The following is a 24,783-nucleotide window of genomic DNA, read 5'->3' as shown; positions in this document are numbered from 1 at the left end:
TCGATGCGAACTGCCCACAGCCTTGCGGACCCGACGAGCTTAGCGGCACGCCCGCTCCAGGGCTGTAAGACACGTCTCAACACCATAGATGACCTATCCGAGGGGAAAAGACACAGATTCGCCAGCTCCGCCCTCCTCACCTCGCAGCCGAAGGCTCTGGTCCGCCACTTTGCGCCGTAGGACGAACATTCCGCCGGCGGCTGCAAGCCGCGCAGGGCAGCGCCGGAATCCCCACGCCAATTATTTTTCCTACGCCCTTAATCCTTCCCCGCGAACTGTCGCCTTACCCCTTCAGCAGGCACAACGCCGGCTTCATCCAGCTCATACAGGAAGTCCACCATGGCCTTGTCGATTCAAACCAACTACTCCTCCCTGATCACCCAGAGCAACCTGGGCAAGACCAACAACCTGCTGGCCACCAACCAGCAGCGCCTGGGCACCGGCCTGCGGATCAACTCCGCCGCCGACGACGCCGCCGGCCTGCAGATCGCCACCCGCCTGAATGCCCAGTCCCGCGGCATGGACGTGGCCATGCGCAACACCAGCGACGCCATCTCCCTGATGCAGACCGCCGACGGCTCCTTCAGCGAGCTGACCGACATCACCCAGCGCATGAAGGACCTGTCCACCCAGGCCGCCAACGGCACCAACACCACCGACGACGGCAAGGCGCTGTCCGCCGAGTTCAACGAACTGGGCAAGGAACTGAAGAACATCATCGCCAACACCAAGTTCGGCGGCGATGCACTGTTCGGCGTCGACGGCGCCAGCGGCAAGTTCGGCACCACCGGTGGCGTGACCTTCCAGATCGGTTCGGACAAGGCCGAGACCCTCAACGTCGACGTTTCCACCGAGCTCAAGGCCGTGACCGACGCCTTCGGCGCCCTGACCAAGCAGTTCGCCGCCACCTCGGCTGATGGCACCGAACTGGAGACCATCTCCGGCGCCAACGACTCCATCGACCTGGCCAACGATGCCCTGGACGCCATCGGCGCCCTGCGCGCGCAGTTCGGTGCGAACATCAACCGCCTGCAGCACACCTCCAACAACCTGGCCAACATGAAGGACAACACCGACCTGTCCAAGGGCCGCATCATGGACGCCGACTTCGCCGTCGAGAGCGCCAACATGAGCAAGAACTCCATGCTCATGCAGTCGGGCATCTCCATGCTCAAGCAAGCCGGCCAGATGCCCAGCATGATCATGGGCCTGCTGGGCTAAGGCCCGGTCCGCGCGGGGCCCTCGCCTCGCGCAGCCACCGCAGCAGCGCCCCGCCCCGGCGGGGCGCTGTGCTGTCTGCGGGTCCGCTGACAGACGGTCGTGCGACCGCGGGTCGCAGAGCGGCCTGTCTGCGCCGGTGGTTTCGTGGCTTGTGTGAAAATTGCAAGCACGGGTGTGCAAAATTCAGAACTTGCACCCACATTTTTCTGACGTCAAAATAATGCCTCTGCCTCCACCACCCGTGGAGATTCCCCGCGACCGTCCAGGGAGCGGCTCGCAAGGGCAAGATGAGCACATTCACTTCAACGCCTGCGGACAGTCGGCCTGCCGTCGCCTGCCTGACCCTCCGTACCGGCCGTTCCGACTGCACCGCGCAGTTCTACCCGGCGCTCTATCAACTCGACCTCGACCGTGACGGCCAGGTGGAGCGCATCGACCTGGGATTTTCCGGCAGCCGCGTGCTCGAACGACTGCTGCAGAGCCCGGGAGACGTGGTGGCGCGCGACGAGCTGCTGACCCATGCGTGGTCCGACCGGGTGGTCGGCCAGGGCAGCCTCAACCAGCAGATCTACACCCTGCGCCAGGTGCTGGCGGACGAGAAGCAGCGACAGATCATCCAGACCCTGCCGCGCCGCGGCTACATGTTCAACCCGCAGTACCTGGTGACCGCCGCGCCGCAGAATGACGCCGAAGAGGCCGACGCCGAGCCGGAGGTCATCCCGCTGCCGGTCCCCCGGCAATCGCCGACGGCGCCCAATCCCCGGCGCCTTAAAATCGTCGCCGGCAGCCTGTGCCTGTTCGGCCTGCTGGTGCTCTGCGCCGCCTTCTACTACACCCAGCTGCGCAGCCCGGTCCTCACCGCCCAGGAGCAGGTCGGCGCGCTGCAGATCACCTACGTCGAGGAAGACCAGCAGGAACTGCAACGGCTGATCCGCACGACCCGGCCCCTGGCGCACCAGCTGGCCGCACTGGGTAGCCGGCCGATCTCGCTGCTGCTGCACATGACCTCGGGCTTCTACGAGCTGGTCTGCGTGCAGCCCGAAGGCAATTCCAACTGGCTGCTGATCCACGAGAGCCAGGTCGCCCGGATTCCCCAGGAGCAACTGCGCAAGTGCCTGAACTGAACCTGCGCGGCCAGCTCGGTGTGGCGCGCCGCTGCCTGCTCATCTCGCTGCTGGGCGTGATCTGCCTGGCGCTGGCCCTGGGCATGCTGTGGAAGCACGGCAAGAGTAGCTCGCCCATCGATGGCCGCTACGCCTCGTCCGGGCAGGTGGTGCTGGGCAACGGCCGGGTGCTGGACATCGCCCAGACCACCATGGTCCATGAGGGGCGCTTCTACTCGATGATCCAGCAGGACGCCAACATCCTCGAAGTCTCCGGCAACGTCGGCAGCGACCTGGGCGGGCGCTACCAGCTGCAGGTCGAGGAGAACAGCATCAGCAACTTGCAGGCCGACAGCGGCCTGGACAGCGAGCTGATCTTCAACCTGCTGTACGGCCGCCAGCGCGGCGCGCACATCACCCTCGAACCCCTCGGTGGCTGCCTGTATGGCGTGGAAACCCGCCAGGTGTTCTGCCCGCGCCGGCAACCCGGCCGCTGAATTCCTCAAGGCGCTGCCGCCGGAGCAGCCGGCGTCGCTTCCGTTGAGCCAGGCGCCGGTTCGACCCTGGGTGCCACCAGCCGCGCCCCCGACTCCGAGTAGTGCACCTGTGCATAACTCTCGCCGAAGATTTCCCGGTACAGGCTCTCCGCACGCTGGGTCAGCAACAGGATTTCAATGCGCCGGTTGGCGCCGTTCTCCGGGTCCTCCGGACGCAGCGGCATGACGTCGGCCTGGGCCGCCACCTGCAGCACGTGCGCCGCCGGCAGGCCGCTGTCGACCATCACGTTGCGCGCGCGCAGGGCGCGGTCGCCGGAGAGGTTCCAGTTGTTGTAGCCATCGGCCCGGCGGTACTGCACGGCGTCGGTATGGCCACTGAGGATCAGCTTGTTCTGCACCTTGGCCAGTACGCCGGACAGCGCGCCGAGCAGGGTCTGGAAATGCGGGTCGAGGGTGGCCTGACCACGGGCGAACATGAAGCGCTGCTGGTCGTCCTTGATCAGGATGCGCAGGCCCTGCGGCACCACGCTCACCTCGATGTTGGCCAGCGCATCGACCTGGCCGGAGACCTGGCGGATCAGCTCGGCCAGCTCGCGCAGGTCCTCGCGGCTGTCGTACTGGCGGCCTGTGCCGTCCTGCTGCACGCTGGAGTCCTGCGCCTGCTCGCCGGCCTTGCCCGGCTTGCCGGCATCCAGCGCCAGCTGCGGCGCGGGTTTCTCCGGCGTCTTGAGCGGCTGCGGCATGCCGTCCAGTTCGACGGGCGTGCGGCTGGCGCCATCGAACACGCCGGCGCCACCATCCACCACCGGGTTGGCATCCTGATCGCCCACCGCCACCGGTTGCGGCTCGGTCTGCGGGTGGACGATCCACAGCACCATGAACAGCGCCATCATCGCCAGGGTGAAGTCGGCGAAGGCGACTTTCCAGGCACCGCCGTGTTCATCATCGTGGCCCTTCTTGCTGCGCCGCTTGATGATGACTTCGCTGTGCTTGTCGGCACGTTTCTTCATGCTGCGTCCCGCTCTTCCTCATAGCGGGTGACCCAGGTCTCCAGCTGCTTGAAGGCCGGCTTGACGTCCTGCTCGATCAGCTTGCGCCCGGCGTCCACCGCCAGCAGCGTGGGCTTGCCGGCGACATGGGCGACCAGCGTGGTGCGCACGCACTCCAGCGCCGACAGTTCGGTCTTCACCCGCTGCGACATGGCGTTGGACAGCGGGTCCATCAGGCAGTAGCAGACGAAGATGCCGAAGAAGGTGCCCACCAGCGCGGCGGCGACGTGGGCGCCGATCTCGGCCACCGAGCCGCCAATGTTGCCCATGGTGATGATGATGCCGAGGATCGCCGCGAGGATGCCGAAACCGGGCATCGCCTCGCCGACCTTGTGCAGCGACTTGGACGGCTGCAGCAGGGCGTGCTCCATGGCGTCCAGCTCCTGTTCGAGGAAGCCTTCGAGTTCGTGGGCGCTGATCTTGCCCATGGCCATCAGGCGGAAGTTGTCGGCGATGAACGCCATCAGGTTCTTCTCCTGGAGGATCAGCGGGTAGCGGGCGAACAGGTCGCTCTGCTCCGGCTCCTCGATGTGCGCGTCGAGCACCTTGAGGCCGCCGACGTCGACCATCTCCAGCAGCTCGTAGAGGAGCATCAGCAGCTGGCGCTGGAACTCTTCGCCGCGGCGCTTGAAGACGAACACGCCCTTGATCTGCGAGCACATCTCCAGCAGCACTTCGCGCGGGTTGGCAACGACCAGGGTGCCCAGGCCCGCGCCGAGGATGATGAGCATCTCCGCCGGCTGCCAGAGCGCGCGCATGTCGCCGTGGGCCATGGCGTAGCCGCCGAGCACGGCGGCGATGATGATCAGGGCGCCGATGATTTTCTGCATGGTTGTGGGTTCTTCAGAGAGTGTCGGGGTCGTTGAGGAAACGGCTGCACTTGCCGATCGCCTGCTTCATCAGCTGGCAGATGCGCGCATCGGTCAGCTCCAGCACCAGGGCGATTTCCTTGAGGTTCAGCTCGTGCTGGTAATACAGGTTGAGGATCAGCCGCTCGCGCTCGTTGAGGCGCTCCAGGGCCTGGGCCAGCAGGCGCTCCTTGAGCACCCGTTCTTCCAGCACGTCGCCGCTGCCCTGCACGCCGTCGTGGCCGTTCTGCAGCAGCGCGTCGAAGCTCTCGATGGCCTCGGAGGATTCGGCGCGCAGGTAGTCCTGGTAGCCGGCTTCGTCGAGGCCGGTGGCGGCGAGCACTTCCTCGTCGCTGGGCACCCGGCCGAGCCGGCGGGCCAGGGAGCGGATCGCATCACGCACCTTGTGCGCCTGCTGCCGCACCTGGCGCGGGCGCCAGTCCTGGCGGCGCAGTTCGTCGAGGATGGCGCCGCGGATGCGCAGCGCGGCGAAGCGGCCGAACTGCTCATCCGGCTCGCCATAGCGGCGCAGGCCTTCGAGCAGGCCCATCAGGCCGATCTGCTCCATGTCCTCGCGATCCAGCACCTGGTTGGCCTGCAGCGACAGCTGGCTGACGATGCGCCGCACCAGCGGCAGGTACTGCATCATCCAGCGCTGTTCGGCTGCCGGCGACAGGCGCGCGTGGCCGCCATCGGGGCTGGCGTAGCCGGCGGCGCCGCTGGCATGGCTGAGGGCAGGATCGCGAAGGGCGTGCATCACGGCTTACTGGACGATCATCTTGCTGAGCAGCACGTGCTCGAAAGGCACCACCACCTTGCGCGCGGCAAAGTCGTCGATCACCGCCTTTTCCAGGCGCGTCTGCACCTCGCCGATGGGCATCGCGCGCAGCACTTCGAACTTCTCCGGGGTCAGGTTGGCGACCACCGAACTGCGCACCATCGGCGCAACGCTCTCAAGCTTCTTGCGCTCCTGCTCGGCCTTGGCCTGCAGCACCAGGTCGATCACGAAGTAGTGTTCGCGGTCCTCGCCACGGGAGCTGACGATGATCTTCTCCACCGGCACGAAGAGGTATTCGGCGCTCTCCTGCTCTTCCTCTTCCTTGGCTTCTTCCTTGCTGCCGTCCTTGTCGGCGGCAGCGGCGGCCGGGCCGAGGCTGGCAGACTTGATCATCTGGTAGTTGATGAACACGCCACCCAGTACGACGGCGATATTCACGATGAGCATCAGTAGAACGAGACGCGGCGTGGACATGGGGTTTCTCGAAAAATCCTGTGGAAGTAGGGGCCGCTGGCGGCCTACACGGTAATCAGTACGTCGCTGTCGCCTCGCGGCGCGGAGCGCTGGCCCGACTGCGCATCGCGCGGGTTGGCGTCGACCACGGCCTGCTCGTCGGTGAAGCGCTGGCGCTGCTGCTGGCCCGGCTGGCCGGACTGCGAGTCCGGCGAGACCTGCACGTTGACCTGCAGGAAGTTCTGCCCGACCAGATCCTGGCGCAGGCGCTCGCTGGTGTTCTGCAGCAGGCGCACGACGTCGCCGTTGCTGGCGGAAATCTGCACGTTGAGCTGGCCGGCTTCGTGACGCACGAGGATTTCCAGGGCGCCCAGCTCCGGCGGGTCGAGGCGGATCGTGGCGTTCTGCACGCGCTGGCTGATCTGCAGGTCGACGTTGTCGCGCAGCGCGCCGAGCATCTGCTCGCCCCAGTGCGCCTCGTTGTTGCCCTTGAGGTGCAGCGGTCGGTCGAAAAGCGGCGATACCGGTGGTGTGGCGATGGCGGGTTGGGCGTTGCCATCGGTGGCCGGCAGGCGCGCATCGAGCGCAACGGTCGGCTGCGTTGGCACTGTGGAATCCGGTGCCTGCGCGGTAGCGGCCAGGTGCTGCTGGAGCAGGGTCTGCGCCTGGCTCTGAGTGGCCTCGCGGGGCGCTGGCGTTGTGGATTTGGCGGGCTCTTCGGAGAGCTCGGCGGGCGGCAGCAGCAGGTCTTCCGGCTTCACGGCGGCGGGTGCCGGCTGGACGGAAGCATCCGCCGCCTGGGTGGCGAAGCCGGCGACCTGGGCGCGGGTCTGCGCGGGCGGATTGTACCGCGCCTGCACCACCAGGCCGGCCTGGCTGAGCATCCCAGCCAGCCAGTTTTCCGCGCCGGAGGGCGAAGGTTCCCCGGCCGGCTCCTGCACCTCGTTGTCGCGGGTTTCCGCCGGCAGCGCCTCGGGCAGCACCGGCAATGCAGCGTCGGATGGCGGCAGCGAATGCTCGACCTGCGCGGTGTCGAACTGGGCCAGGAAGGATTGCACCGTGAGCCGGCGTTCAGCGGCGCCGGGCTGCTCGTCTCGCGCGCGGAATCCGGCCACCGCAGCATCGTCGTGGGCAGGCTGCTGCGGACGCGCTTCGGCCACCGCAGGCGCGCCGCGGTCGGTGTTCGGCAGGGATTGAGTCGGTAGCTGGATCACGGTCTAGCGACCCTCCTGGTAGGTGTCCACCTGCAGGTACGCCGAGCGGCCCTCGGCGTATTCCAGGTGCGAGAGCAGCAGGCGGCGCAGGCGCTCGCACTCCTCGGCGCAGGCCTGCGACGCCTGCTCGTGCAGGCGCTTGAGGTGTTTCCTGGCCAGCAGCACGTCGGCGGCCAGCTCGGTCTGCGACGACATCGCCACCAGTTGCGCACGGATCGCCAGGTCGACCTGCCCCATGGCTTTCCAGTCCTTGCGCTGCAGCGCCCCGCCGAGGCGTTCGTACAGCAGCAGCAGGCGCTGGCGATCATCCACGGGCGGCACTCACGCCCTCCCAGCCTTCACGCAGGATGCCCAGCAGGCGCACCACTTCGTCGATGCCGGCGACCTCCAGCGACACGCTGACGTCGGAGAGGCGGTAGATGCAGTAGTCATACAGGCGCGCCAGGCCCTGCACGGTCTCGCCGCCGTTCTCGTAGTCGAGGGCGCCGTTGAGGCCGTTGAGGATGTTCAGGCACTTCTCCAGGGAGCGGCCCTTCTGCTGGTAGCGCTTGTGCTCGATGTGCCCGCGGGCGCGGGCCAGTTCGTCGAGCAGGCCGTCGAACAGCACCAGCACCAGTTCATAGGGCGAGGACGACGCGGCCTTGGACTCCAGGTCGATCATCCGGTAGCTGTCGTAGCTTTCGTTCATGCCGTAGGCGCTCATCCGAACATCCCGCTGGTCTGGTCCATCGACTGCATGGTCTGCATCATCGAGGTGTATTGCTTGAGGTAGCGCGCGTAGTAGGTGTCGTACTGCTTCTGCAGGTTGTCGTAGTCATCGTCGACGCGGCGCAGGCTGTTGTTCAGGGCGTCCTTGCGGTTCTTCATGACGCCGTTGGTGCTGTTGGTGTAGACGGCGACGCCCTTGTCCAGGCTGTCGAGCAGGTTGCCCTTGCTCATGAACAGCTTGTCCAGGGCCTCGGGGTCGCTGCTGATGGCCTTCTCGAAGCGGCTGGCGTCGAGGGTCAGCTTGCCGCTGCGATCGGCGCTGATGCCCAGGGAGATCAGGTTGGCGCCGCCGAAGCTGGTGCGGACCATCTGGTTCAGCGCGTTGTCGATGGCGCGCACGCTGGAGTCGCCGGCCAGGGCGCCGCGAGCATTGCCGCTCTGGTCGCCGGCGGCGGTCAGGCTGTCGATGGTGCTGGCCAGGGCGTTGAAGGCGTCGATGAAGGTCTGCACCTTCTTCTTGGTTTCGCTCTGGTCCTGCGCCACGGTCAGGCGGATCGGCTGCTCGCCGGACTTCTGCGCCTGGGTGAAGGTGGCGCTGACGCCGTCGATGATGTTGTCGAAGGTGTTGCTGGCGTTGGTCAGCAGCATGCCGCTCTCGCCGCCCAGGCGGACGCGGGCATCCTGCGCCCTGGACAGCTCCTGCGGGTTGCCGATGGCGTTCTCGAAGGCGCTGTTGGCGCCGTCGGTGCCGCTCAGCGACAGGCTGATGGCATTCGCTGCGCCGGACTTCTCGGCGCCCAGCACCAGCGACACCTGGCCGTTGCTGCGCACCAGGGTGGCCTTCACCCCGGTGTTGTCGCTGGCCTTGTTGATCGCCGCGGCCAGCTCGTCCAGCGAGTTGGCGCCATCGCCGTCGGTGTCGACCTTGCTCAGGTCGATATCGAAGGACTTGCCGTTCTGGCCGATGGTCAGGGTGCCCTGGGTGTCGATGTCGCCGGCCTGCAGGCCGGAAAAGGACAGCTGGTGGCTGGTGGCGAGCTGCTCGACGAAGAAGTCGTAGCTGCCGGGCACGGCGTTCTTGTCCACCTTGGCGGTCAGGTAGCCGTCCTTGCTGGTGGTGGCGCTGTTCACCAGCATGCTGGCGTTGCTGCCGGTCACGCCCTGCAGGCTCTTCACCGCGCTGGAGAAGGTCTTGAGCGCCGACTCCAGGGAGGTCACCGCGGTCAGCTGGGACTGGTACGAGGACTTGTTGCGGTCGGCCTTGTTCAGGCCGTTCTGCACTTCGTACGTGGCCAGCTGCTGGGCCATGCTTTTGACGTAATCGGAATCTATGGTCGCCATCTGGTTCCACCTCTTTCATGCCGGAAGAGCAATTACGATGCCAATGCCGGAAGGCCCGCCGTGCGGGGCTTTGCGGGTTTACCGGGGAGAAGTTTCACTTCCGCCCGGGGTGCTTTGGCGCGCAGCGGGAAGCGGCCTTTCCGCCTGCCGGGCGCACGCCCTGATGCAGGGAAAGGGCGACCGTGGAGTGGGATTGGTTAAGGGCGGCTGGCGGATGTTTTTGTGGGTGCGGTGAGCTTGTTCGGACGCTGGGTGCGGCGGCTTTCCCTCACCCCAGCCCTCTCCCAGAGGGAGAGGGGGCCGTCCGTGCCGGCTGACACTATGGCTGCTCCCTGCACTGGCCTATCCCCTCTCCCTCCGGGAGAGAGTCGGCCCGAGCGCAGAAACTTCCCGTCGGAGCGGACCTTGTCCGCGAAATCCATCGCGACGAAATCCGCATCGATCGGGAAACGCTTCAATACTGCGCTTGCGCCGACAGGGGCATTCAACCTTCGCCACGGGAGCTGCTTCAGGACTTCGCGGACAAGGTCCGCTCCTACGAAGAGCACACCGGAGTTCAGCGGTAGGAGCGAGCTTGCTCGCGAACCGCTTTGCGCCGAACCAACCAGCGGATGAAGGGATCGACGCCGCGCTCAGTACAGCTGGCGGGAATACACCGCCTGCTCGCGCGGGTCGCCCATCAGCTGGCTGAGGATGTCGTGGTGCATCGCCAGCAGCTTGCCGTTGCGTTCGTTGAGGCGCTTGCACTGGGCAGTGAGCTGGCCCAGTTGCAGCCACTCCTGCTGGAGCTCCTCGCGACGCGGCGGCGGGTAGTTGGACAGCAAGGTGCGCATGCCGTCGGCGTCCATCGGCAGGTGGAAGGCGCGCAGCACGCGGCTGCGGCGCTGGGCGCGGGCGGCGACGGACTCGAGCAGCGCCTGGATGTCCGGGTTCAGCGCTTCGATCTGCGCGCTGTCCCGCGCCAGCAGGTGGCGATACAGCTCCTGCAGGCGGTCGCGCAGCGCCAGGCAATCGCGGCCGTCCTGCTGGACGTCCTGCTCGATCACCTGCAGCAGCCGCGCGCGCTGGGTCATGCGTCGCTGCCGCGGTGGTAGGAGAGGATGCTGCTGGCGAGCACGCTGGTGTCGTTCTGCAACTCGCCATTCATCAGGGCGCGGCGGATTTCCGCGACGCGGGCCTGATCCACGTCGGGCATGGCGCGCAGGGTTTCCTGCATCTCGTCCAGGCGCAGCGAATCATTGACCGGCGCGCTGGCGCTGGCCTGCGCCACCGGGGCGGTAGGCTCGCTGCGCGCGGTCCTGGCGGACTCGCTGGTGGCCAGCGCAACGCTGGTCAGTTGCCGGGTGATTTCCATGGTGGGTATCCGAATGTTCTGGGGCTTTCCCTCAGAGGGCGACCGCCGCGAAGGAAAACTTAAATGCTGTATTCACTGGCGCCGATTGCGCTCGAATCGGCGGATAACCGCAATCGGTTATTCGCCCTACAGGTCGAGGTTCCGTCATGGGTTCCTGCGTAGGGCGCATAACGCGGAACGCGTTATCCGCCATTCCCGTGCTCAAGCCCGCGCCCGCCACCAGGACTGCGCGGCGAGGCCATCCTGGATCTTCTGCTCCTGCTGCGCCAGCTGCAGCTGCCACTGGCCGATCTTGGCCTCGATGACTTGCGTGAGGACCTTCTCGCTGCGCATGGCGACCATCAGTTCGCCCTGGATGCGCGCCAGGGTCTGCTCGGCGACTTCCAGCTCGCGGCGCTGCAACTGCAGCATCTTGTGCAAAGTGGCCTTGTACTGCTGCTGGTTGTGCCGCTGCAGCGGCGTGCTGGTGGCCACGCTGAAGCCGCACAGGCGGTCCAGCCCGGTGATGTTGTTGCGGTAGCGCTGGCAGAGGTTCTGCTGGTAATTCACCCGGCCCAGCAACTCGCGGACCTTGCCGCCGCGCACGTCGGCCAGGCGCCCGAGCATGTCGATCTGCGCCTTCATCAGCGGCCCCCGACGATGCTTTGCAGGGTGGCGACGCTGTTGCCCAGTTCGGCGCCGTCAGCCGTCTCCTGGCGCAGGTAGCGTTCCAGCATCGGCGCCAGCTGCACGGCGCGGTCGGTCTTCACGTCCATGCCCGGCGTGTAGCCGCCCAGCGGGATCAGCTCCTTGATGCGCTCGTAGGTGCCGCTGAATTCCTTGAACTGCCGCGCCGCGGCCAGATGCAGCGGGTCCGCCACCTGGCTCATGCAGCGGCTGACCGAGGCGCCGATGTCGATGGCCGGATAGTGGCCGACGTCCGCCAGCCGGCGCGTCAGCACGATGTGCCCGTCGAGGATGGCGCGGGCGCAGTCGACGATCGGGTCCTGGTGATCGTCGCCCTCCGCCAGCACCGTATAGATGGCGCTCAGACTGCCTGTCTCGCCCTCGCCGTTGCCGGCGCTTTCCACCAGTTCCGGGAGCATGCCGAACACCGATGGCGGATAACCCTTGGTGGCCGGCGGCTCGCCCAGGGCCAGGGCGATCTCGCGCTGGGCCATGGCGTAGCGGGTCAGCGAATCGACCAGCAGCAGCACGTCCTTGCCCTGGTCACGGAAGTAGGCGGCGATGCTGTGGCACAGCTCGGTGGCCTTCAGGCGCATCAGCGGCGACTCGTTGGCCGGCGCCACCACCACCACGGCTTTCTGCAGGCCTTGCGGGCCGAGGGAATGCAGGATGAATTCCTGCACCTCGCGGCCGCGCTCGCCGATCAGCCCGACCACCACCACATCGGCCTTGGTCTGCCGGGTAATCATGCCCAGCAGCACGCTCTTGCCCACGCCGCTGCCGGCAAACAGGCCGACGCGCTGGCCCTTGCCCAGGGTCAGCAGGCCGTTGATGGCACGCACGCCGACGTCCAGTGGCTCCGACACCGGGCGCCGACGCAGCGGGTTCACCTGCGGCAGCTCGCTGGGCAACGGGTGGCGACCGGCGAGCTTGCCGAGGCCGTCGAGGGGTTCGCCAAGGCCGTTGACCACGCGCCCCAGCCAGGAATGATCGATATGCAGCACAGCTTCGTCCGGTGCCGGGAAGACCCGCGAGCCGGAGGTCAGGCCGACGGGCTTCTTGAAGGGCATGAGGTAGGTGATGTCACGGTTGAAGCCCACGACCTGCGCTTCCAGGCGCTCGCCGTCGGCGACTTCCACGTAGCAGCGCTGGCCGGTCATGCGCCGGCAGCCGAGGCTTTCCAGCAGCAGCCCGGAGACCCGCACCAGGCGACCGCTGACCCGCGCCAGCTGGACCGAGTCCAGCGAGCGCAGCGCTTCTTCGAGCTTGAAGCCGTCGCCCAGGGCCATTTCAGTCTTCGTCCTGCAGGTGCGCGCTCAGGGCTTCCATGCAGCTGTCCAGGCGCTGCTGGCAGCCGATGTCGGCTTCGGCCTGGGCGGTGACCACGCGGCACTCGCCCAGCGCCAGGCGCTCGTCCGGCACCAGTCGCCACTTGGCGGCGCGCTCGGGGTTCAGCTCGCGGATGCGCGCGCACTCTTCCGGGTTGAGCAGGATCTGCACCTCGCCCTGCTCGCCCGGCATGGCGGCCAGAGCTTCTTCGGCCAGGGTCAGCAACTGCGTCGGGTTGAGCGTCAGCTCGACGCGAATCACCTGCTTCGCCACCTTCTGCACCAGCTCCAGCAGCTCTTTCTGCCGCGCACCCTGGAAGGCCTGGTGGTAGTCGGTGAAGGCATCGACGGCAGCCTGCAGCGGCGCACTGGCTTCATCGAACACCTGGCGGCCGGTGGCGCGGCCTTCGTCGCGGCCCTTGCGCAGGCCGTCCTGGCGGCCGGCTTCGAAACCTTCGCGCAGGCCGGCTTCACGGCCTTCGGCCACACCGTCCTGATAGCCCTTCTCCAGGCCTTCCTGAAAGCCCTCGGAGATGGCGCGCTGGCGCGCCGCCGGGTCGCTGTCCCAGCCGTGGTTGTCGGCGCTGGCGGTGGCGCAGCGCGGCGGGAAGCGGTACGGGCGCCAGGGGCGGCTGTCGGCCTTGATGACTTTGATCGCCATGCCCGGTTACTCCACCGTCTGCTCGCGGAACAGCTGCACCTGCAGGTCGCCCTCGGCGGCCAGCTCGCGCACCACGCCCATGATGTCCTTGCGCACCTGCTCCACGCGGCTCAGCGGCACCGGGCCCTGGCGGCGGTTGATCGACTCCATCTGCTGCGCCTGGCGCTTCGGCATGGCGCCCTGGATGGCGCGCACCAGCTCGGGCTCGGCGCCCTTGAGGGCAACCACCCACTCGTCCAGCGGGATGACTTCCAGCAGGGTCTGCAGCACTTCCTGGTTCTGTCGCGAAAGAATGAAGAAGTCGTACATCTCGTCTTCGATCCGGCCGACCAGGCTGTCGTTATGGGCGCGCAGCAGTTCGAACATCTGGTTACGGTCGCCCTTGAAGCGGTTCATGATGTCCGCCGCCTGCTTGACCCCGCGCACCTGCGAGCCCTGGGTAGAAAGCACACGCAGGCTGCGGTCGATCAGTTGCTCAAGCTCGGCGATGACATCGCTGTTCACCTCGCTGAGGTTGGCGATGCGGAACAGCAGCTCGTCCTGGCGCTCCGCCGGCATCGCTTCGAGCACGTCGGTGGCCATGCCCGGCGGCAGGAAGGCGAGGAACACCGCCTGCATCTGCGCGTGTTCCTTGGCGATCAGCGCGGCGAACTGCTTGGGATCGATCCACTCCATGCGCGCCATCTTGGCGCGGATTTCCTCGCCGTAGATGCTGTCCAGCAGGTTGCGCGTGATGTCGCTGCCCAGCGCCTTGCCGAGCATGCCGGCGAGGTAGGAGCGCGAGGCGCCCTTGATGCTGGACTGCAGCTTGTAGTCGTCGAAGAACCGGCCGATCACGTCGGACACGGTGTTCTGCTTGACGTTGGACAGCCGCGCCATCGCCTGGCTGATGCTGACGATCTCCTCGCGGCTGAAGTTGCGCAGGATGCCGGCAGAGGCTTCGTCGCCCATGCTCAGCATGAGGATCGCCGCCTGTTCCAGGGAGCTCACGGCGCGCAGCTGCGGGCCGCGCTTTTTCGTTTCTTCAGGCAGGCTCGTGTCGGTCATTGCGGCCAATCCAGTGCTTGATCACTTCCGAAACCCGTTCCGGGTCGTTTTTCGCCAGCATCTGCAGATGCTCGATCTGGTGCTCCAGGCCCGAGCCCGGCGCCGGCAGGCGGATTTCCGAGAGCGGGTTCAGCTCGCCGAGCACGTTGAGCCCGCCGACGCTTTCGCTGCCCAGCGCCAGGCGCCGCTCGGCGTCGACCGCCAGCGGATACTCGCTGCTGCCTTCGGGCAGCGCGGCGGTGGCCGTCGGCTGCGCACGCTGGGTGAGGCTGCGCACTGCCGGGCGCACGCCGAACAGCAGGAACAGCAACGCGATCAGGCCCAGCACCGTGTAGCGCACCAGCGACTGCAGGGCGCTGCTTTCCCACCAGCTGGCGGAAGACTCTTCCACCGCCGTGGCGGCGAAGGGGAATACGCTGACGGTGATCAGGTCGCCGCGCTGGGCGTTGAAGCCCACGGCGCTCTTCACCATGGTTTCCAGGTCGGCTCGGGCCTTGTCGGTCCAGCCGCCCTCGGGCGCGGTGGCGGCGTTGATCACCACGGCAACGCTCTGCTGGCGCAGGGCGAAGGCCGGGTACTTGATGTGGGTGACGCGCTGGTCGAAGTCGTTCTGCCGGGTGGTTTCCTGGCGGGTCGAGGTCGCGGCCTTGTTGTCGGTGCTGGCGACCTTGCCGGTGCCCGGCGGATTGGCAGCCTGGGCGTTGTTCTGCCCTTGCTGCTGTTGCGGCGGCGGTTCCGGCGGACGGTTGCTCAGCGAGCCGGGCACGCCGAGGGCTAGCTGGTCCAGGGTGCTCTCGTTGCGCAGGGATTCGCTGCGCAGGCGCGGTGCCTCGCCGTAGGCCTGCTGGGTCTCTTCCTTCTGGCTGAAGTCGATGTCGGCAGACACGCTGATGCGGTAGTTGCCCAGGCCGAGCACCGGCGCCAGCACTTCCTCGACGTTGCCCACGGCCTTGCGCTGGTACTCGTCCACCGCCTGCCAGTTCTGCGCGGGACCACCGGCGCCGTTGATGCCACGCGAGAGCAGCACGCCGTTCTGGTCCACCACGCTGACGTCTTCGGGCTTGAGCTGCGGCACACTGCCGGCCACCAGGTTGACGATGGCGCCGACCTGCTCCGGGCTCAGCCGCTGGCCGGGCGCCAGTTGCAGCAGCACCGAGGCCTTGGCCGGATCGCGGCGACCGACCACGAAGGAGTTGCTGTCCTCGCGGGCGACGTGCACGCGGGCCTGCTCGATGCCCTTCAGGCCCATGATGGTGCGGGCCAGCTCGCCTTCCAGGCTGCGCTTGAGGCGCACGTCCTGGAGGAAGTGGCTGGTGCCCAGCGGCTCGTCCTTGTCGAACAGCTCGTAGCCGGCCGGCACCGAGACCTTCACGCCCTTGGCCGCCAGCAGCATGCGGGCGCGCGCCAGGTCTTCCTCGCGCACCAGCACCTGGCCGCTCTGCGGGTGCAGGCGATAGTCGAAGGCTTCGGCGTCCAGCACCTGCATCACCTCGGCAGCCGGATAGGCCTCGCCGGCACCGTACAGCGGGCGGTAGGCACCCTGGTCGCGCCACAGGTAGAAGACCACGGCAGCCGCCAGCAGCGCGGCGCCCAGGGCGATGCCGAGCAGGCCCAGGCGCGGGTCGAGCTTGAGTTTGTCGAGCGGCAGGCGCCCTTTGAGATTCTGCAGCACTGTCAGTCCTTACAGCGGCATGCGGATGATTTCGTCGAAGGCGCCGGTGAGCTTGTTGCGCACCTGCAGCAGCGCGGAGAACGACACGCTGGCCTTCTGGCTCTGGAGCATGGCGCCGACCAGGTCTTCGCTCTGGCCGCTGTCCACCGCGGCCATGGCGGCGCTGGACTTGTGCTGTTCGGTGTCCACCGAGCGCAGCGCCTGCTCGAAGCTGGCGCCGATGCCGGGAGCCTGCGCGCGCTCGTCAAACTGCGTGGCAAGCTGCGCGGCGGGCCGCACGGCCGGACCGCTGGCGAGGTCGGCGTAACGGTTCATCCGGTCCAGCATGTCCTGCTGCACCTGCATGATCGAACTCATGGAAGTCTCCTGGGGAAACGAATCAGAACTGCACCTGCACGCCCTGCTCGCGCATCGCGTTGAGCCGGTAGCGCAGCGCGCGGGTGGTCATGCCCAGGCTCTCGGCGGCCTTGGTCTTGTGCCCGCCGAAGCGGCGGATGGTGTCGATCACGTGCTGGTATTCGGCGAGCTTGCCGCTGGCGCGCAGGGCGGCGCGGCCGCCTTCGGCCGCCAGCGGGATCACCGCGGCGACGGTGGCCAAGGGCGCTGCCGGCGCCGCCAGGCCAAGGTCGCGGGGCTGGACGAACAGGCCGTTGCGCAGCACCAGGGCGCGTTGCAGGGTGTTCTCCAGCTCGCGCACGTTGCCCGGCCAGTCGTGTTGCAGCAGGGCGCGGCTGGCAGATTCGGTGAGCAGGTCGTGCTCGGCATCCTGCGGGGCGTACTGGCGAATGAAGCGGCGCGCCAGCGGCAGCACGTCTTCCTTGCGCTCGCGCAGGGGCGCGATGTGCAGTGGCAGCACGTCGAGGCGGAACATCAGGTCGGCGCGGAAGCGTCCTTCGCTGACTTCGGCCTGCAGGTCGCGGTTGGTGGCGGCGATGATGCGCACGTCCAGCTCGATTTCGCGGCGGCCACCCAGGCGCTCCACGCGCTGTTCCTGCAGCACACGCAGCAGCTTGGCCTGCAGGGCCAGCGGCAGTTCGCCGATCTCGTCCAGCAGCAGGGTGCCGCCGTTGGCCAGCTCGAACTTGCCCGGCTGGGCAGTCACCGCGCCGGTGAAGGCGCCGCGTTCGTGGCCGAAGAGGATGGATTCGAGCATCGCCTCGGGAATCGCCGCGCAGTTCACCGCGATGAAGGGCGCGTCGGGGCTGGCGATGCCGTGGATGTAACGGGCGAGCAGCTCCTTGCCGGTACCGGTCTCGCCGGTGATCAGGATCGGCGCGCGGGTCTGAGCCACCCGCTGCGCCATGGCCAGCAGACGGCGGCCGGCCTGGGAGCGCGAGACGAACAGTTCCTGGGCCGCGCTGGAAGCTTCCTGGCGGCGCAGCAACGCGGCCAGCTGGCCAGCGCCGAAAGGCGAGAGCAGGTAATCGACGCAACCGAGGTCGAGCAGGGTGGCGGCCTTGTCCTGCTCTTCATAGCCGACGATGGGCACCACGTCGCGCTCGCGGCCATCGCTGAGCAGCGCGCCGACTTGTGCGTAAAGATCAGGGGCAGGGAAGGCGCCGGCGAGAATAAACAGCAGGGCAGCGTCACTGCGCGCCCGGGCCAGTTCGGCGAAGCCGGAGAAGCGCTCGACGCGGCAGCCTTCGGCCAGCAGCGTCTGCAGAAGGACGGCGTGAGCGGCGTCCGAGGACGGCCCGATGATCGCAACTTTTTTCTGCGCCGGCCGCTCTACGAGCAGCGTTTCACATAATTGATCGATCGACTGGCTTACACTGTTCACCGCAACTTTCCATTCGCTAGTGCGTTCGAAAGCCCTGTCATCGTTTACCGCCAGCATCGCCAGAAAATTCAATCGGCGACTGCGCAACTTCATGACGACTCGGCTATCTCACGGGTGGCATCGCGACAACTTACGGCCATAAGACTTGTCGCAAAAAGGAACTAACCCACCCACACTAACAAGTGCCAGCACTACGCCATAGCTTCCCGCCGATTAATTAAGATCAATAGACAAAAAGTTCCGTCAAAAACAGCATTTGATATCTATTGATTTAATCAGAAGCCGTTCCAGCCGATACCATTTCGCCATGTCAGTGCCCCGTGACGCAGTCATGGCGCGCACCGGCACTACAGAGCATGCCGCGAACAACGGTCCAACGACGCCGGCGGCCATGACACCGACGTGTCCTTGAGCAAATGGCAGATCGAACCTGGAAGTACGACGCTGAGCATGACTGGCAAATCAAAAGTCCACCATGGCGTGCCCGCCGACAGTCTCACCAGACTGAAACCACAGAAACTCGGCCGGCATTATCACAAGATCCCGCAGTACATCAAAGAGATCTCCGGAAAATACCCGCGGATCATCAGCGACTATTTCCTGCGGCATTATCGAATCAATCTCGAACTGGATAACCTGACCGTTCACGAGGAACTTCCCCGTGAACTCGAATGTTTATTCGATTCGCCCCTGGGCAAGTTCGGTTTCGCCATGGACCGTGCCCTGCTCACCGAAGTCATCGAGTGCTATTACGGCGGTACCCTGGTCGCCCAGCGCGACACGCCGCCGATCAGCAGCTCCGAGCAGCGCATGCTCGATCGCCTCGGCCTGGACGTGGTGGACCTGTTCGGCCGCGCCCTGCTGATGGGTGAATCGGTGGGCCGCCTGCAGCAGATCGACCCCACCTATGAAGAAGTGCAGTGGGAGTACATCGCCGAGTTCAGCTACGTCAGCCACCTGACCGGCGAGCGCTCCTCGCTCTACCTCTATCTGGACACCCCGCTGGCGGACGAGCTGACCCGCCGCCTCGCCGGCCCGCCACCGCCGCGCCTGACCGGCAACCCGGTCGAGCACATCAAGCACCTGCCGCTGCGCCTGGATTGCGTGGTCGCCGCTGCGCGCCTGCCACTGTCGCAGGTGCTCGGCCTGGAGCCGGGCGATGTGCTGACGATCCGCCCGCTGGAGCGCGTCGAAGTGCGGGTCAACCAGCAGAAGCTGTTCCGCGGCGCCATCTTCGAAGACGACGGCACCCTCTTCCTCTCCTCCCTGGAAAGCGTGAAAAACCCATGACCGGTTCTCTCTCCGACTCCGAGTTCGAGTCGCTGATCAACGACGGCGACCTGGGCCTCACCCAGGACGTCACCGACATCCCCGCCGAACCTGCGCGCGCGCCGCTGCCGCAGCAGGACCTGGCGTTCTTCGGCAAGATCCCGGTGAACGTCACCCTGGAAGTCGCCTCGGTGGAAATCTCGCTGAAGGAGCTGATGGACGTCGACGCCAACAGCGTGATCATCCTCGACAAGCTCGCCGGCGAGCCGCTGGACGTGAAGGTCAACGGTGCGCTGTTCGCCAAGGCCGAAGTGGTGGTGATGAACGGCAACTACGGCCTGCGCGTGCTCGAATTGTGCGGCGCCAGCCTCGACGCCCTGACTGCGTGATGCTGCCGCGCCGTTTCCTGACAGGCAGGTCGCTGGCCACGCTTGGCCTGCTCATCGCCGCGCTTTGCCCGCTCTACGCGCAGGCGGCCGGCGGCGAGGTCACGCTGTTCAATCTGCACGACACCGGCGACGGCCAGGCCTTCAGCGTCAAGCTGCAGATCCTCATCGTCATGACGCTGCTGGGCTTCCTCCCGGCCATGCTCATGCTGATGACCTGCTTCACCCGCTTCATCATCGTGCTGGCGAACCTGCGCCAGGCCATCGGCCTGCAGCAGAGCCCGCCGAACAACGTGCTGGTGGGCATCGCCCTGGTGATGACGCTGCTGGTCATGCGCCCGGTCTGGCAGGACATCTACAGCAACGCCTACCAGCCCTTCGAGGCCGACCAGATCAGCCTGGAAGAGGGCCTCGGCCACGCCAAGCAGACCCTCAGCCGCTTCATGCTGGCGCAGACCAACCGCACCTCGCTGGAAACCATGGTCAGCCTGGCCGGCGAGACGCTGCCGCAGAACCTCGACGAGCTGGACTTCTCCCTGCTGCTGCCGTCGTTCGTGCTCAGCGAGCTGAAGACCGCGTTCCAGCTGGGCTTCATGATCTTCATCCCGTTCCTGGTGATCGACCTGGTGGTGGCCAGCGTGCTGATGGCGATGGGCATGATGATGCTCTCGCCGATGATGATCTCGCTGCCGTTCAAGCTGATGATCTTCGTGCTGGTGGACGGCTGGGCCCTGATGATGGGCACGCTGACCAGCAGCGTGCAGCCGTTCTAGCGGGCCGATTCGGAGAATCCCATGCTGACCCCGGAAACCGCCGTCGATATCGTTTCCAACGCCGTGCACATCACCGCGCTGATCGTCTGCGTGCTGATCCTGCCGAGCCTGATCGGCGGCCTGCTGGTGAGCATTTTCCAGGCGGCCACGCAGATCAACGAGCAGATGCTCAGCTTCCTGCCGCGCCTGCTGATCACCCTGGGGATGCTGGTGTTCGCCGGCCACTGGATCCTGCGCACGCTGTCGGAGCTGTTCATCGAATCGTTCCACCAGGCGGGCCGCCTGGTCGGTTGATGCCATGCAGCAAGGCGCATCCTTCCTGCAGGCCTTCGATCTCCTGCAAACGCTGCAGGCCTGGTGGTGGCCGTTCTGCCGGATCATGGCGGTGTTTGCCCTGGCGCCGATCTTCAGCCACAAGGCGATTCCCATGCGCCTGCGCATCCTCCTCGGGCTGGCCCTGACCGTCGCCCTGGGCGCCGCGCTGCCGCGCCCGCCGGCCATCGACCCGCTGTCGGCGCAGGGCCTGCTGGTGGCGCTGGAGCAGATCGCCTTCGGCCTGATGCTGGGGCTTGCGCTGATGCTGGTGTTCACCGTGTTCACCCTGGTCGGCGACGTGGTCTCCACCCAGCTGGGCATGAGCATGGCGGTGTACAGCAACCCCATGACCGGCTCGTCCTCGTCGTCGATCTTCTACCAGCTGTATTTCATCCTGCTGGTGTTCCTGTTCCTCTCCATCGACGGCCACCTGCTGGTGGTGAGCATCCTCTACCAGAGCTTCGTCTACTGGCCGGTGGGCAGCGGCCTGCATTACCTGGGGCTGGAGTCGGTGGCCGGCAGCCTCGCCTGGGTGTTCGCCGCCGCCGTGCTGATCACCCTGCCGTTGGTGTTCTGCATGACCCTGGTGCAATTCTGCTTCGGCCTGCTCAACCGCATCTCGCCGGCGCTCAACTTGTTTTCCCTGGGCTTTCCCATGGCAGTGCTGGCGGGGCTGGTGTGCCTCTGGCTGACCCTGCCGGATGTCCCCGAGAACTACCTGCGGCTCACTCGCCAGCTGCTCGACGCCATCGGCGTGATCTTCCGCGAGGGGCGCCATGGCTGATCAACACAGCGCCCAGGAGAAAACCGAAGAGGCCTCCCAGCAGAAGCTGAAAAAGAGCCGCGAGGACGGCCAGGTCAGCCGCTCCAAGGACCTCTCCACCACCCTCTCGCTACTGGCCACGCTGATCGCCCTGAAGTTCTGCGTGGAGCATTTCTACGACGGCCTGAAGCAGGGTTTCGCACTGTCCTTCATCGATTTCCGGCACAGCGAGATCGGCCTCGACGACCTGCCGCTGGTGCTCGGCCACCACCTGGTGCTGCTGATCACCACGCTGCTGCCGCTGCTGGTCACGCCACTGCTGGTGGTGCTGTTCTCGATGATTCCCGGCGGCTGGATCTTCTCCAGCAAGAACTTCATGCCCAGGCTGTCCAAGCTCAATCCCATCACCGGGCTTGGGCGCATCTTCTCGCTGCAGAACTGGACAGAGCTGGCCAAGTCGCTGCTGAAGATCGCCGTGCTGATCGCCGTCGCCCTCTACCAGCTGCACGGCGCCCTACCCGGCCTGCTGGCGCTGCAGCGCAGCAACGTGCACGACGCCATCGCCACGGCCTTCGGCACCTTCTACGACATCACCCTGGCGCTGCTGGTGGTGTTCATCCTGTTCTCGGTCATCGACATCCCGATCCAGTACTTCTTCTTCAAGAAGAAGCTGCGCATGACCAAGCAGGAGCGCAAGGAAGAGCACAAGAACCAGGAAGGCCGCCCGGAAGTGAAGGCGCGCATCCGCCAGATGCAGCGCCAGCTGGTGCACCGGCAGATCAGCAAGAGCATCAAGAGCGCCGACGTGGTGATCGTCAACCCAGTGCACTTCGCCGTGGCCCTGCGCTACGACCCGAAGAAGGCCCAGGCGCCTTATGTCGTCGCCAAGGGCCTGGACGAGACCGCGCTGTACATCCGCAAGCTGGCCAAGGCCCACGAGCTGGAAGTCATCGAGCTGCCGCCGCTGGCCCGCGCCATCTACGCCACCACCCAGGTGAACCAGCAGATTCCTGCGCAGCTGTACAAGGCCGTGGCCCACGTCCTCACCTACATCCTCCAGCTCAAGGCCTGGCGCTCCGGGCGCCGTGAGCGGCCGGAGCTGATACGCAACGTCCCCATTCCCGAAGAACTGCTGAACAGAGTCTGAGCATGCGCCTACTGCAGTCACTATTGCCGACCTTCCAGAGCGGCCGCATCGGCATCCCGCTGATCATCCTGTCGATCCTCTCGATGATCATCCTGCCGCTGCCGCCGCTGGTGCTGGACGCCCTGTTCACCTTCAACATCGTGGTGGCGATCCTGGTGCTGCTGGTCAGCGTGTCGTCGAAGAGTCCGCTGGACTTTTCCCTGCTGCCCACGGTGATCCTGGTCACCACGCTGCTGCGCCTGACGCTCAACGTCGCCTCCACCCGCGTGGTGCTGCTCGACGGCCACACCGGCACGGGCGCGGCAGGCAAGGTGATCGAAGCCTTCGGCCACGTGGTGATCGGCGGCAACTTCATCGTCGGCCTGATCGTCTTCGTGATCCTGATGATCATCAACTTCATGGTCATCACCAAGGGTGGCGAGCGCATCTCCGAGGTGACTGCGCGCTTCACCCTGGACGCCCTGCCCGGCAAGCAGATGGCCATCGATGCCGACCTCAACGCCGGCCTGATCGACCAGAACGAAGCCAAGCGGCGGCGCTCGGAAGTGGCGAAGGAAGCCGACTTCTACGGCGCGATGGATGGCGCCTCGAAGTTCGTCCGCGGCGACGCCATCGCCGGCATCCTGATCCTGCTGATCAACCTGTTCGGCGGCCTGGCCATCGGCGTGTTCGTCTACGACCTGCCAGCCGGTGCGGCCTTCCAGCGCTACGCCCTGCTGACCATCGGCGACGGCCTGGTGGCGCAGATCCCGGCGCTGCTGCTGTCCACCGCGGCGGCGATCATCGTCACGCGGGTCAACGAGTCGGCGGAAATCACCAGCCTGGTGCGCAGGCAGATGCTCGCCTCGCCCTCGCTGCTCTACACCGTCGCCGGCATCCTCGTGGTCCTCGGCCTGGTGCCGGGCATGCCGCACACCGCCTTCTTCGCCTTCGCCGCGCTGGTGGCCTTCATCGCCTGGCGCCTGGCGCTGGCCGGCCCGCCCATCGAGGCGCAGACCCTGGAGCAGACCCAGGCGCTGACGCAAGCGATGGACCAGGAGCGCGCGCAGCAACTGGGCTGGGAGGACATCCCGCTGGTGGAGCGCCTGTCGATCTCGCTGGGCTACAAGCTGGTCAGCCTGGTCAACGAGGCCAGCGGCGCGCCGCTGCCGCAACGGATTCGCGGGGTGCGCCAGACGCTTTCGGAGAACCTCGGCTTCCTCCTGCCGGAAGTACAGATCCGCGACAGCCTGCGCCTGAAGGCCTCGCAGTACGCCATTCACATCAACGGCGAACGCATCGACGGTGCGGAAATCCACGCCGACCGGCTGATGGCGATCCCCTCGCCGGAACTCTACGGCGAGATCGACGGCATCCTCGGCGTCGACCCGGCGTACCGCATGCAGGTGGTGTGGATCCTGCCGGCAGACAAGTCCCGCGCGCTGAACCTGGGCTACCAGGTGATCGACTGCGCCAGCGTGGTCGCCACGCATCTGAACAAGGTGGTGCGCGAGTACCTGCCGGACATTTTCAAGCACGACGACGTCGAGCACCTGATGCAGCGCCTGACCCTGCAGGCGCCCAAGCTGGCCGAGTCGCTGAAGGCGCAGCTGACTTATTCGCAGCAGCACCGGGTGTTCCGCCAGTTGCTGCAGGAAGAAGTCGCGCTCAAGGACATCGTCACCATCGCCAGCGCCCTGCTCGAAGGCAGCGAGAGCACCAAGGACCCGGTGCTGCTGGCCTCCGACGTGCGCTACGCGCTGCGCCGCAGCATCGTCTCCGCGATTGCCGGCGACCGCGCGGAGCTGAGCGTGTTCGTGCTGGAGAACGCCCTGGAGAACACCCTGCTCGGCGCCCTGAGCATCGCCCAGCAGGCCGGACCGGTGAGCCTGGACAACATCCCGGTGGAGCCCAGCCTGCTCAACCAGCTGCAACACAGCATGCCGGTGGTGAAGGAAAAGCTGCGCAAGGAAGGCCACCCGCCGATCCTCACCGTGATGCCGCAACTGCGGCCGCTGCTGGCGCGTTACGCACGGGTGTTCAGCCCGGGGCTGCACGTGCTGTCGCAGAACGAGATTCCGGAGCGGGTGGGGGTGCAGATATTGGGGACGTTGGGGTAATGGGCAGGCCGAGCGGGTGCTTTTCTGAGCGTTTGGCGCGGGGCTTTCCCCTCACCCTAACCCTCTCCCAGAGGGAGAGGGCTGGGGTGAGGGCCTGCCCGAGCGGAGAACTATCCAACGCGGAGACAGTCCGGAGCGGGCTGAAACCATCGAGCTCGCCGGCTAACGTCGAACCAACCACAAAACGCGAACGGCCCCCTCTCCCTCTGGAGCGGGGCGCGCAGCCAGGGCTGGGGTGAGGGCTTTCCCGAGCGGAGAACTATCCAACGCGGAGACAGTCCGGAGCGGCTGAAACCATCGCGCTCGCCGGC

27 protein-coding genes are annotated in these 24,783 nt (G+C 66.4%); 10 read left to right on the top strand and 17 right to left on the bottom strand.

Going from position 1 to position 24,783, the window contains the following annotated elements; translation table 11 throughout:
- The first annotated feature begins 339 nt into the window (after nucleotides 1-339).
- The 3 genes from lafA (at nucleotide 340) to HNP46_RS04340 (ending at nucleotide 2,821) form a co-directional block, all read left to right on the top strand.
- On the top strand, nucleotides 340-1,221 hold the full coding sequence (gene lafA / locus HNP46_RS04350; protein WP_184586277.1) for a lateral flagellin LafA: 882 nt from the start codon (nucleotides 340-342) through the stop codon (nucleotides 1,219-1,221).
- Between the two features lie 287 nt (nucleotides 1,222-1,508).
- On the top strand, nucleotides 1,509-2,345 hold the full coding sequence (locus tag HNP46_RS04345) for a winged helix-turn-helix domain-containing protein (RefSeq protein WP_184586276.1): 837 nt from the start codon (nucleotides 1,509-1,511) through the stop codon (nucleotides 2,343-2,345).
- Nucleotides 2,333-2,821 (top strand): hypothetical protein, encoded by a 489-nt coding sequence (locus tag HNP46_RS04340; protein ID WP_184586275.1) that lies wholly within the window; start codon nucleotides 2,333-2,335, stop codon nucleotides 2,819-2,821. The genes HNP46_RS04345 and HNP46_RS04340 overlap by 13 nt, the downstream gene beginning before the upstream one ends.
- 5 nt (nucleotides 2,822-2,826) lie before the next feature.
- Here the strand turns inward: HNP46_RS04340 and HNP46_RS04335 are convergent, their stop codons facing one another.
- From HNP46_RS04335 to HNP46_RS04255, 17 genes are all read right to left on the bottom strand, one after another.
- Nucleotides 2,827-3,831 (bottom strand): OmpA family protein, encoded by a 1,005-nt coding sequence (locus tag HNP46_RS04335; protein ID WP_184586274.1) that lies wholly within the window; start codon nucleotides 3,829-3,831, stop codon nucleotides 2,827-2,829.
- A complete protein-coding gene (gene motA / locus HNP46_RS04330) occupies nucleotides 3,828-4,700 on the bottom strand; it encodes a flagellar motor stator protein MotA (protein ID WP_138213252.1) in 873 nt (290 codons plus the stop codon). The genes HNP46_RS04335 and motA overlap by 4 nt, the downstream gene beginning before the upstream one ends.
- A gap of 13 nt (nucleotides 4,701-4,713) precedes the next feature.
- Nucleotides 4,714-5,475, bottom strand: coding sequence for a FliA/WhiG family RNA polymerase sigma factor (locus HNP46_RS04325; protein ID WP_260403077.1), 762 nt, complete (start codon nucleotides 5,473-5,475; stop codon nucleotides 4,714-4,716).
- A 6-nt stretch (nucleotides 5,476-5,481) separates the two neighbouring features.
- On the bottom strand, nucleotides 5,482-5,970 hold the full coding sequence (locus tag HNP46_RS04320) for a flagellar basal body-associated FliL family protein (protein ID WP_184586273.1): 489 nt from the start codon (nucleotides 5,968-5,970) through the stop codon (nucleotides 5,482-5,484).
- A gap of 44 nt (nucleotides 5,971-6,014) precedes the next feature.
- Nucleotides 6,015-7,163 carry a flagellar hook-length control protein FliK gene (locus HNP46_RS36035; RefSeq protein WP_184586272.1) on the bottom strand — a complete coding sequence of 383 codons (1,149 nt, stop codon included), beginning with the start codon at nucleotides 7,161-7,163 and terminating at the stop codon, nucleotides 6,015-6,017.
- A gap of 3 nt (nucleotides 7,164-7,166) precedes the next feature.
- Nucleotides 7,167-7,484, bottom strand: coding sequence for a hypothetical protein (locus HNP46_RS04310; protein ID WP_184586271.1), 318 nt, complete (start codon nucleotides 7,482-7,484; stop codon nucleotides 7,167-7,169).
- Nucleotides 7,468-7,866, bottom strand: a complete 399-nt coding sequence (gene fliS, locus HNP46_RS04305) for a flagellar export chaperone FliS (RefSeq protein ID WP_184586270.1) — start codon at nucleotides 7,864-7,866, stop codon at nucleotides 7,468-7,470. The genes HNP46_RS04310 and fliS overlap by 17 nt, the downstream gene beginning before the upstream one ends.
- A complete protein-coding gene (gene fliD / locus HNP46_RS04300; protein ID WP_184586269.1) occupies nucleotides 7,863-9,212 on the bottom strand; it encodes a flagellar filament capping protein FliD in 1,350 nt (449 codons plus the stop codon). The genes fliS and fliD overlap by 4 nt, the downstream gene beginning before the upstream one ends.
- A gap of 632 nt (nucleotides 9,213-9,844) precedes the next feature.
- On the bottom strand, nucleotides 9,845-10,285 hold the full coding sequence (gene flgN, locus HNP46_RS04295; RefSeq protein ID WP_184586268.1) for a flagellar protein FlgN: 441 nt from the start codon (nucleotides 10,283-10,285) through the stop codon (nucleotides 9,845-9,847).
- Nucleotides 10,282-10,566: a flagellar biosynthesis anti-sigma factor FlgM gene (flgM, locus tag HNP46_RS04290; protein ID WP_184586267.1), complete on the bottom strand. Its 285-nt coding sequence runs from the start codon at nucleotides 10,564-10,566 to the stop codon at nucleotides 10,282-10,284. Before flgM ends, flgN begins: the two co-directional genes overlap by 4 nt.
- A 201-nt stretch (nucleotides 10,567-10,767) precedes the next feature.
- The gene (locus HNP46_RS04285; RefSeq protein ID WP_184586266.1) at nucleotides 10,768-11,190 is read right to left on the bottom strand and encodes a flagellar FliJ family protein; all 423 of its coding nucleotides are present in this window, start codon (nucleotides 11,188-11,190) and stop codon (nucleotides 10,768-10,770) included.
- Nucleotides 11,190-12,521, bottom strand: a complete 1,332-nt coding sequence (gene fliI / locus HNP46_RS04280; RefSeq protein ID WP_184586265.1) for a flagellar protein export ATPase FliI — start codon at nucleotides 12,519-12,521, stop codon at nucleotides 11,190-11,192. The genes HNP46_RS04285 and fliI overlap by 1 nt, the downstream gene beginning before the upstream one ends.
- A 1-nt stretch (nucleotide 12,522) precedes the next feature.
- The gene (fliH, locus tag HNP46_RS04275) at nucleotides 12,523-13,221 is read right to left on the bottom strand and encodes a flagellar assembly protein FliH (protein ID WP_184586264.1); all 699 of its coding nucleotides are present in this window, start codon (nucleotides 13,219-13,221) and stop codon (nucleotides 12,523-12,525) included.
- 6 nt (nucleotides 13,222-13,227) lie between these two features.
- Nucleotides 13,228-14,268 (bottom strand): FliG C-terminal domain-containing protein, encoded by a 1,041-nt coding sequence (locus tag HNP46_RS04270; protein ID WP_184586263.1) that lies wholly within the window; start codon nucleotides 14,266-14,268, stop codon nucleotides 13,228-13,230.
- Nucleotides 14,246-15,940, bottom strand: a complete 1,695-nt coding sequence (gene fliF, locus HNP46_RS04265) for a flagellar basal-body MS-ring/collar protein FliF (RefSeq protein ID WP_184586262.1) — start codon at nucleotides 15,938-15,940, stop codon at nucleotides 14,246-14,248. Before fliF ends, HNP46_RS04270 begins: the two co-directional genes overlap by 23 nt.
- A 9-nt stretch (nucleotides 15,941-15,949) precedes the next feature.
- Complete coding sequence (locus HNP46_RS04260; RefSeq protein WP_184586261.1) at nucleotides 15,950-16,297, bottom strand: flagellar hook-basal body complex protein FliE; 348 nt, start codon at nucleotides 16,295-16,297, stop codon at nucleotides 15,950-15,952.
- Between the two features lie 22 nt (nucleotides 16,298-16,319).
- Nucleotides 16,320-17,777: a sigma-54 dependent transcriptional regulator gene (locus HNP46_RS04255; RefSeq protein ID WP_221454643.1), complete on the bottom strand. Its 1,458-nt coding sequence runs from the start codon at nucleotides 17,775-17,777 to the stop codon at nucleotides 16,320-16,322.
- Nucleotides 17,778-18,170: 393 nt separating this feature from the next.
- Between HNP46_RS04255 and HNP46_RS04250 the strand changes: the two genes are divergently transcribed.
- Genes HNP46_RS04250 through HNP46_RS04220 form a run of 7 tightly spaced genes read left to right on the top strand, consistent with a single transcriptional unit; the run spans nucleotide 18,171 to nucleotide 24,472 of the window.
- Nucleotides 18,171-19,010 (top strand): flagellar motor switch protein FliM, encoded by an 840-nt coding sequence (locus HNP46_RS04250; protein ID WP_184586259.1) that lies wholly within the window; start codon nucleotides 18,171-18,173, stop codon nucleotides 19,008-19,010.
- Nucleotides 19,007-19,378, top strand: coding sequence for a FliM/FliN family flagellar motor switch protein (locus tag HNP46_RS04245; RefSeq protein WP_017521280.1), 372 nt, complete (start codon nucleotides 19,007-19,009; stop codon nucleotides 19,376-19,378). Before HNP46_RS04250 ends, HNP46_RS04245 begins: the two co-directional genes overlap by 4 nt.
- Nucleotides 19,378-20,148, top strand: a complete 771-nt coding sequence (fliP, locus tag HNP46_RS04240) for a flagellar type III secretion system pore protein FliP (RefSeq protein ID WP_184586258.1) — start codon at nucleotides 19,378-19,380, stop codon at nucleotides 20,146-20,148. The genes HNP46_RS04245 and fliP overlap by 1 nt, the downstream gene beginning before the upstream one ends.
- A 21-nt stretch (nucleotides 20,149-20,169) precedes the next feature.
- Entirely contained in the window at nucleotides 20,170-20,442 is a 273-nt protein-coding gene (locus HNP46_RS04235) for a flagellar biosynthetic protein FliQ (protein WP_184586257.1), read from the top strand.
- A 4-nt stretch (nucleotides 20,443-20,446) separates the two neighbouring features.
- Nucleotides 20,447-21,247, top strand: a complete 801-nt coding sequence (gene fliR, locus HNP46_RS04230; RefSeq protein WP_184586256.1) for a flagellar biosynthetic protein FliR — start codon at nucleotides 20,447-20,449, stop codon at nucleotides 21,245-21,247.
- Nucleotides 21,240-22,373 carry a flagellar biosynthesis protein FlhB gene (flhB, locus tag HNP46_RS04225; RefSeq protein WP_184586255.1) on the top strand — a complete coding sequence of 378 codons (1,134 nt, stop codon included), beginning with the start codon at nucleotides 21,240-21,242 and terminating at the stop codon, nucleotides 22,371-22,373. The genes fliR and flhB overlap by 8 nt, the downstream gene beginning before the upstream one ends.
- 2 nt (nucleotides 22,374-22,375) lie before the next feature.
- Nucleotides 22,376-24,472, top strand: coding sequence for a flagellar biosynthesis protein FlhA (locus HNP46_RS04220; RefSeq protein ID WP_184586254.1), 2,097 nt, complete (start codon nucleotides 22,376-22,378; stop codon nucleotides 24,470-24,472).
- The last annotated feature ends 311 nt before the right edge of the window (nucleotides 24,473-24,783 follow it).

Source organism: Pseudomonas nitroreducens, from assembly GCF_014204515.1.
GTDB lineage: Bacteria > Pseudomonadota > Gammaproteobacteria > Pseudomonadales > Pseudomonadaceae > Pseudomonas > Pseudomonas nitritireducens_A.
Note: the sequence above shows the minus strand (reverse complement) of the source record. Positions and strands in the feature narration are given on the sequence as shown.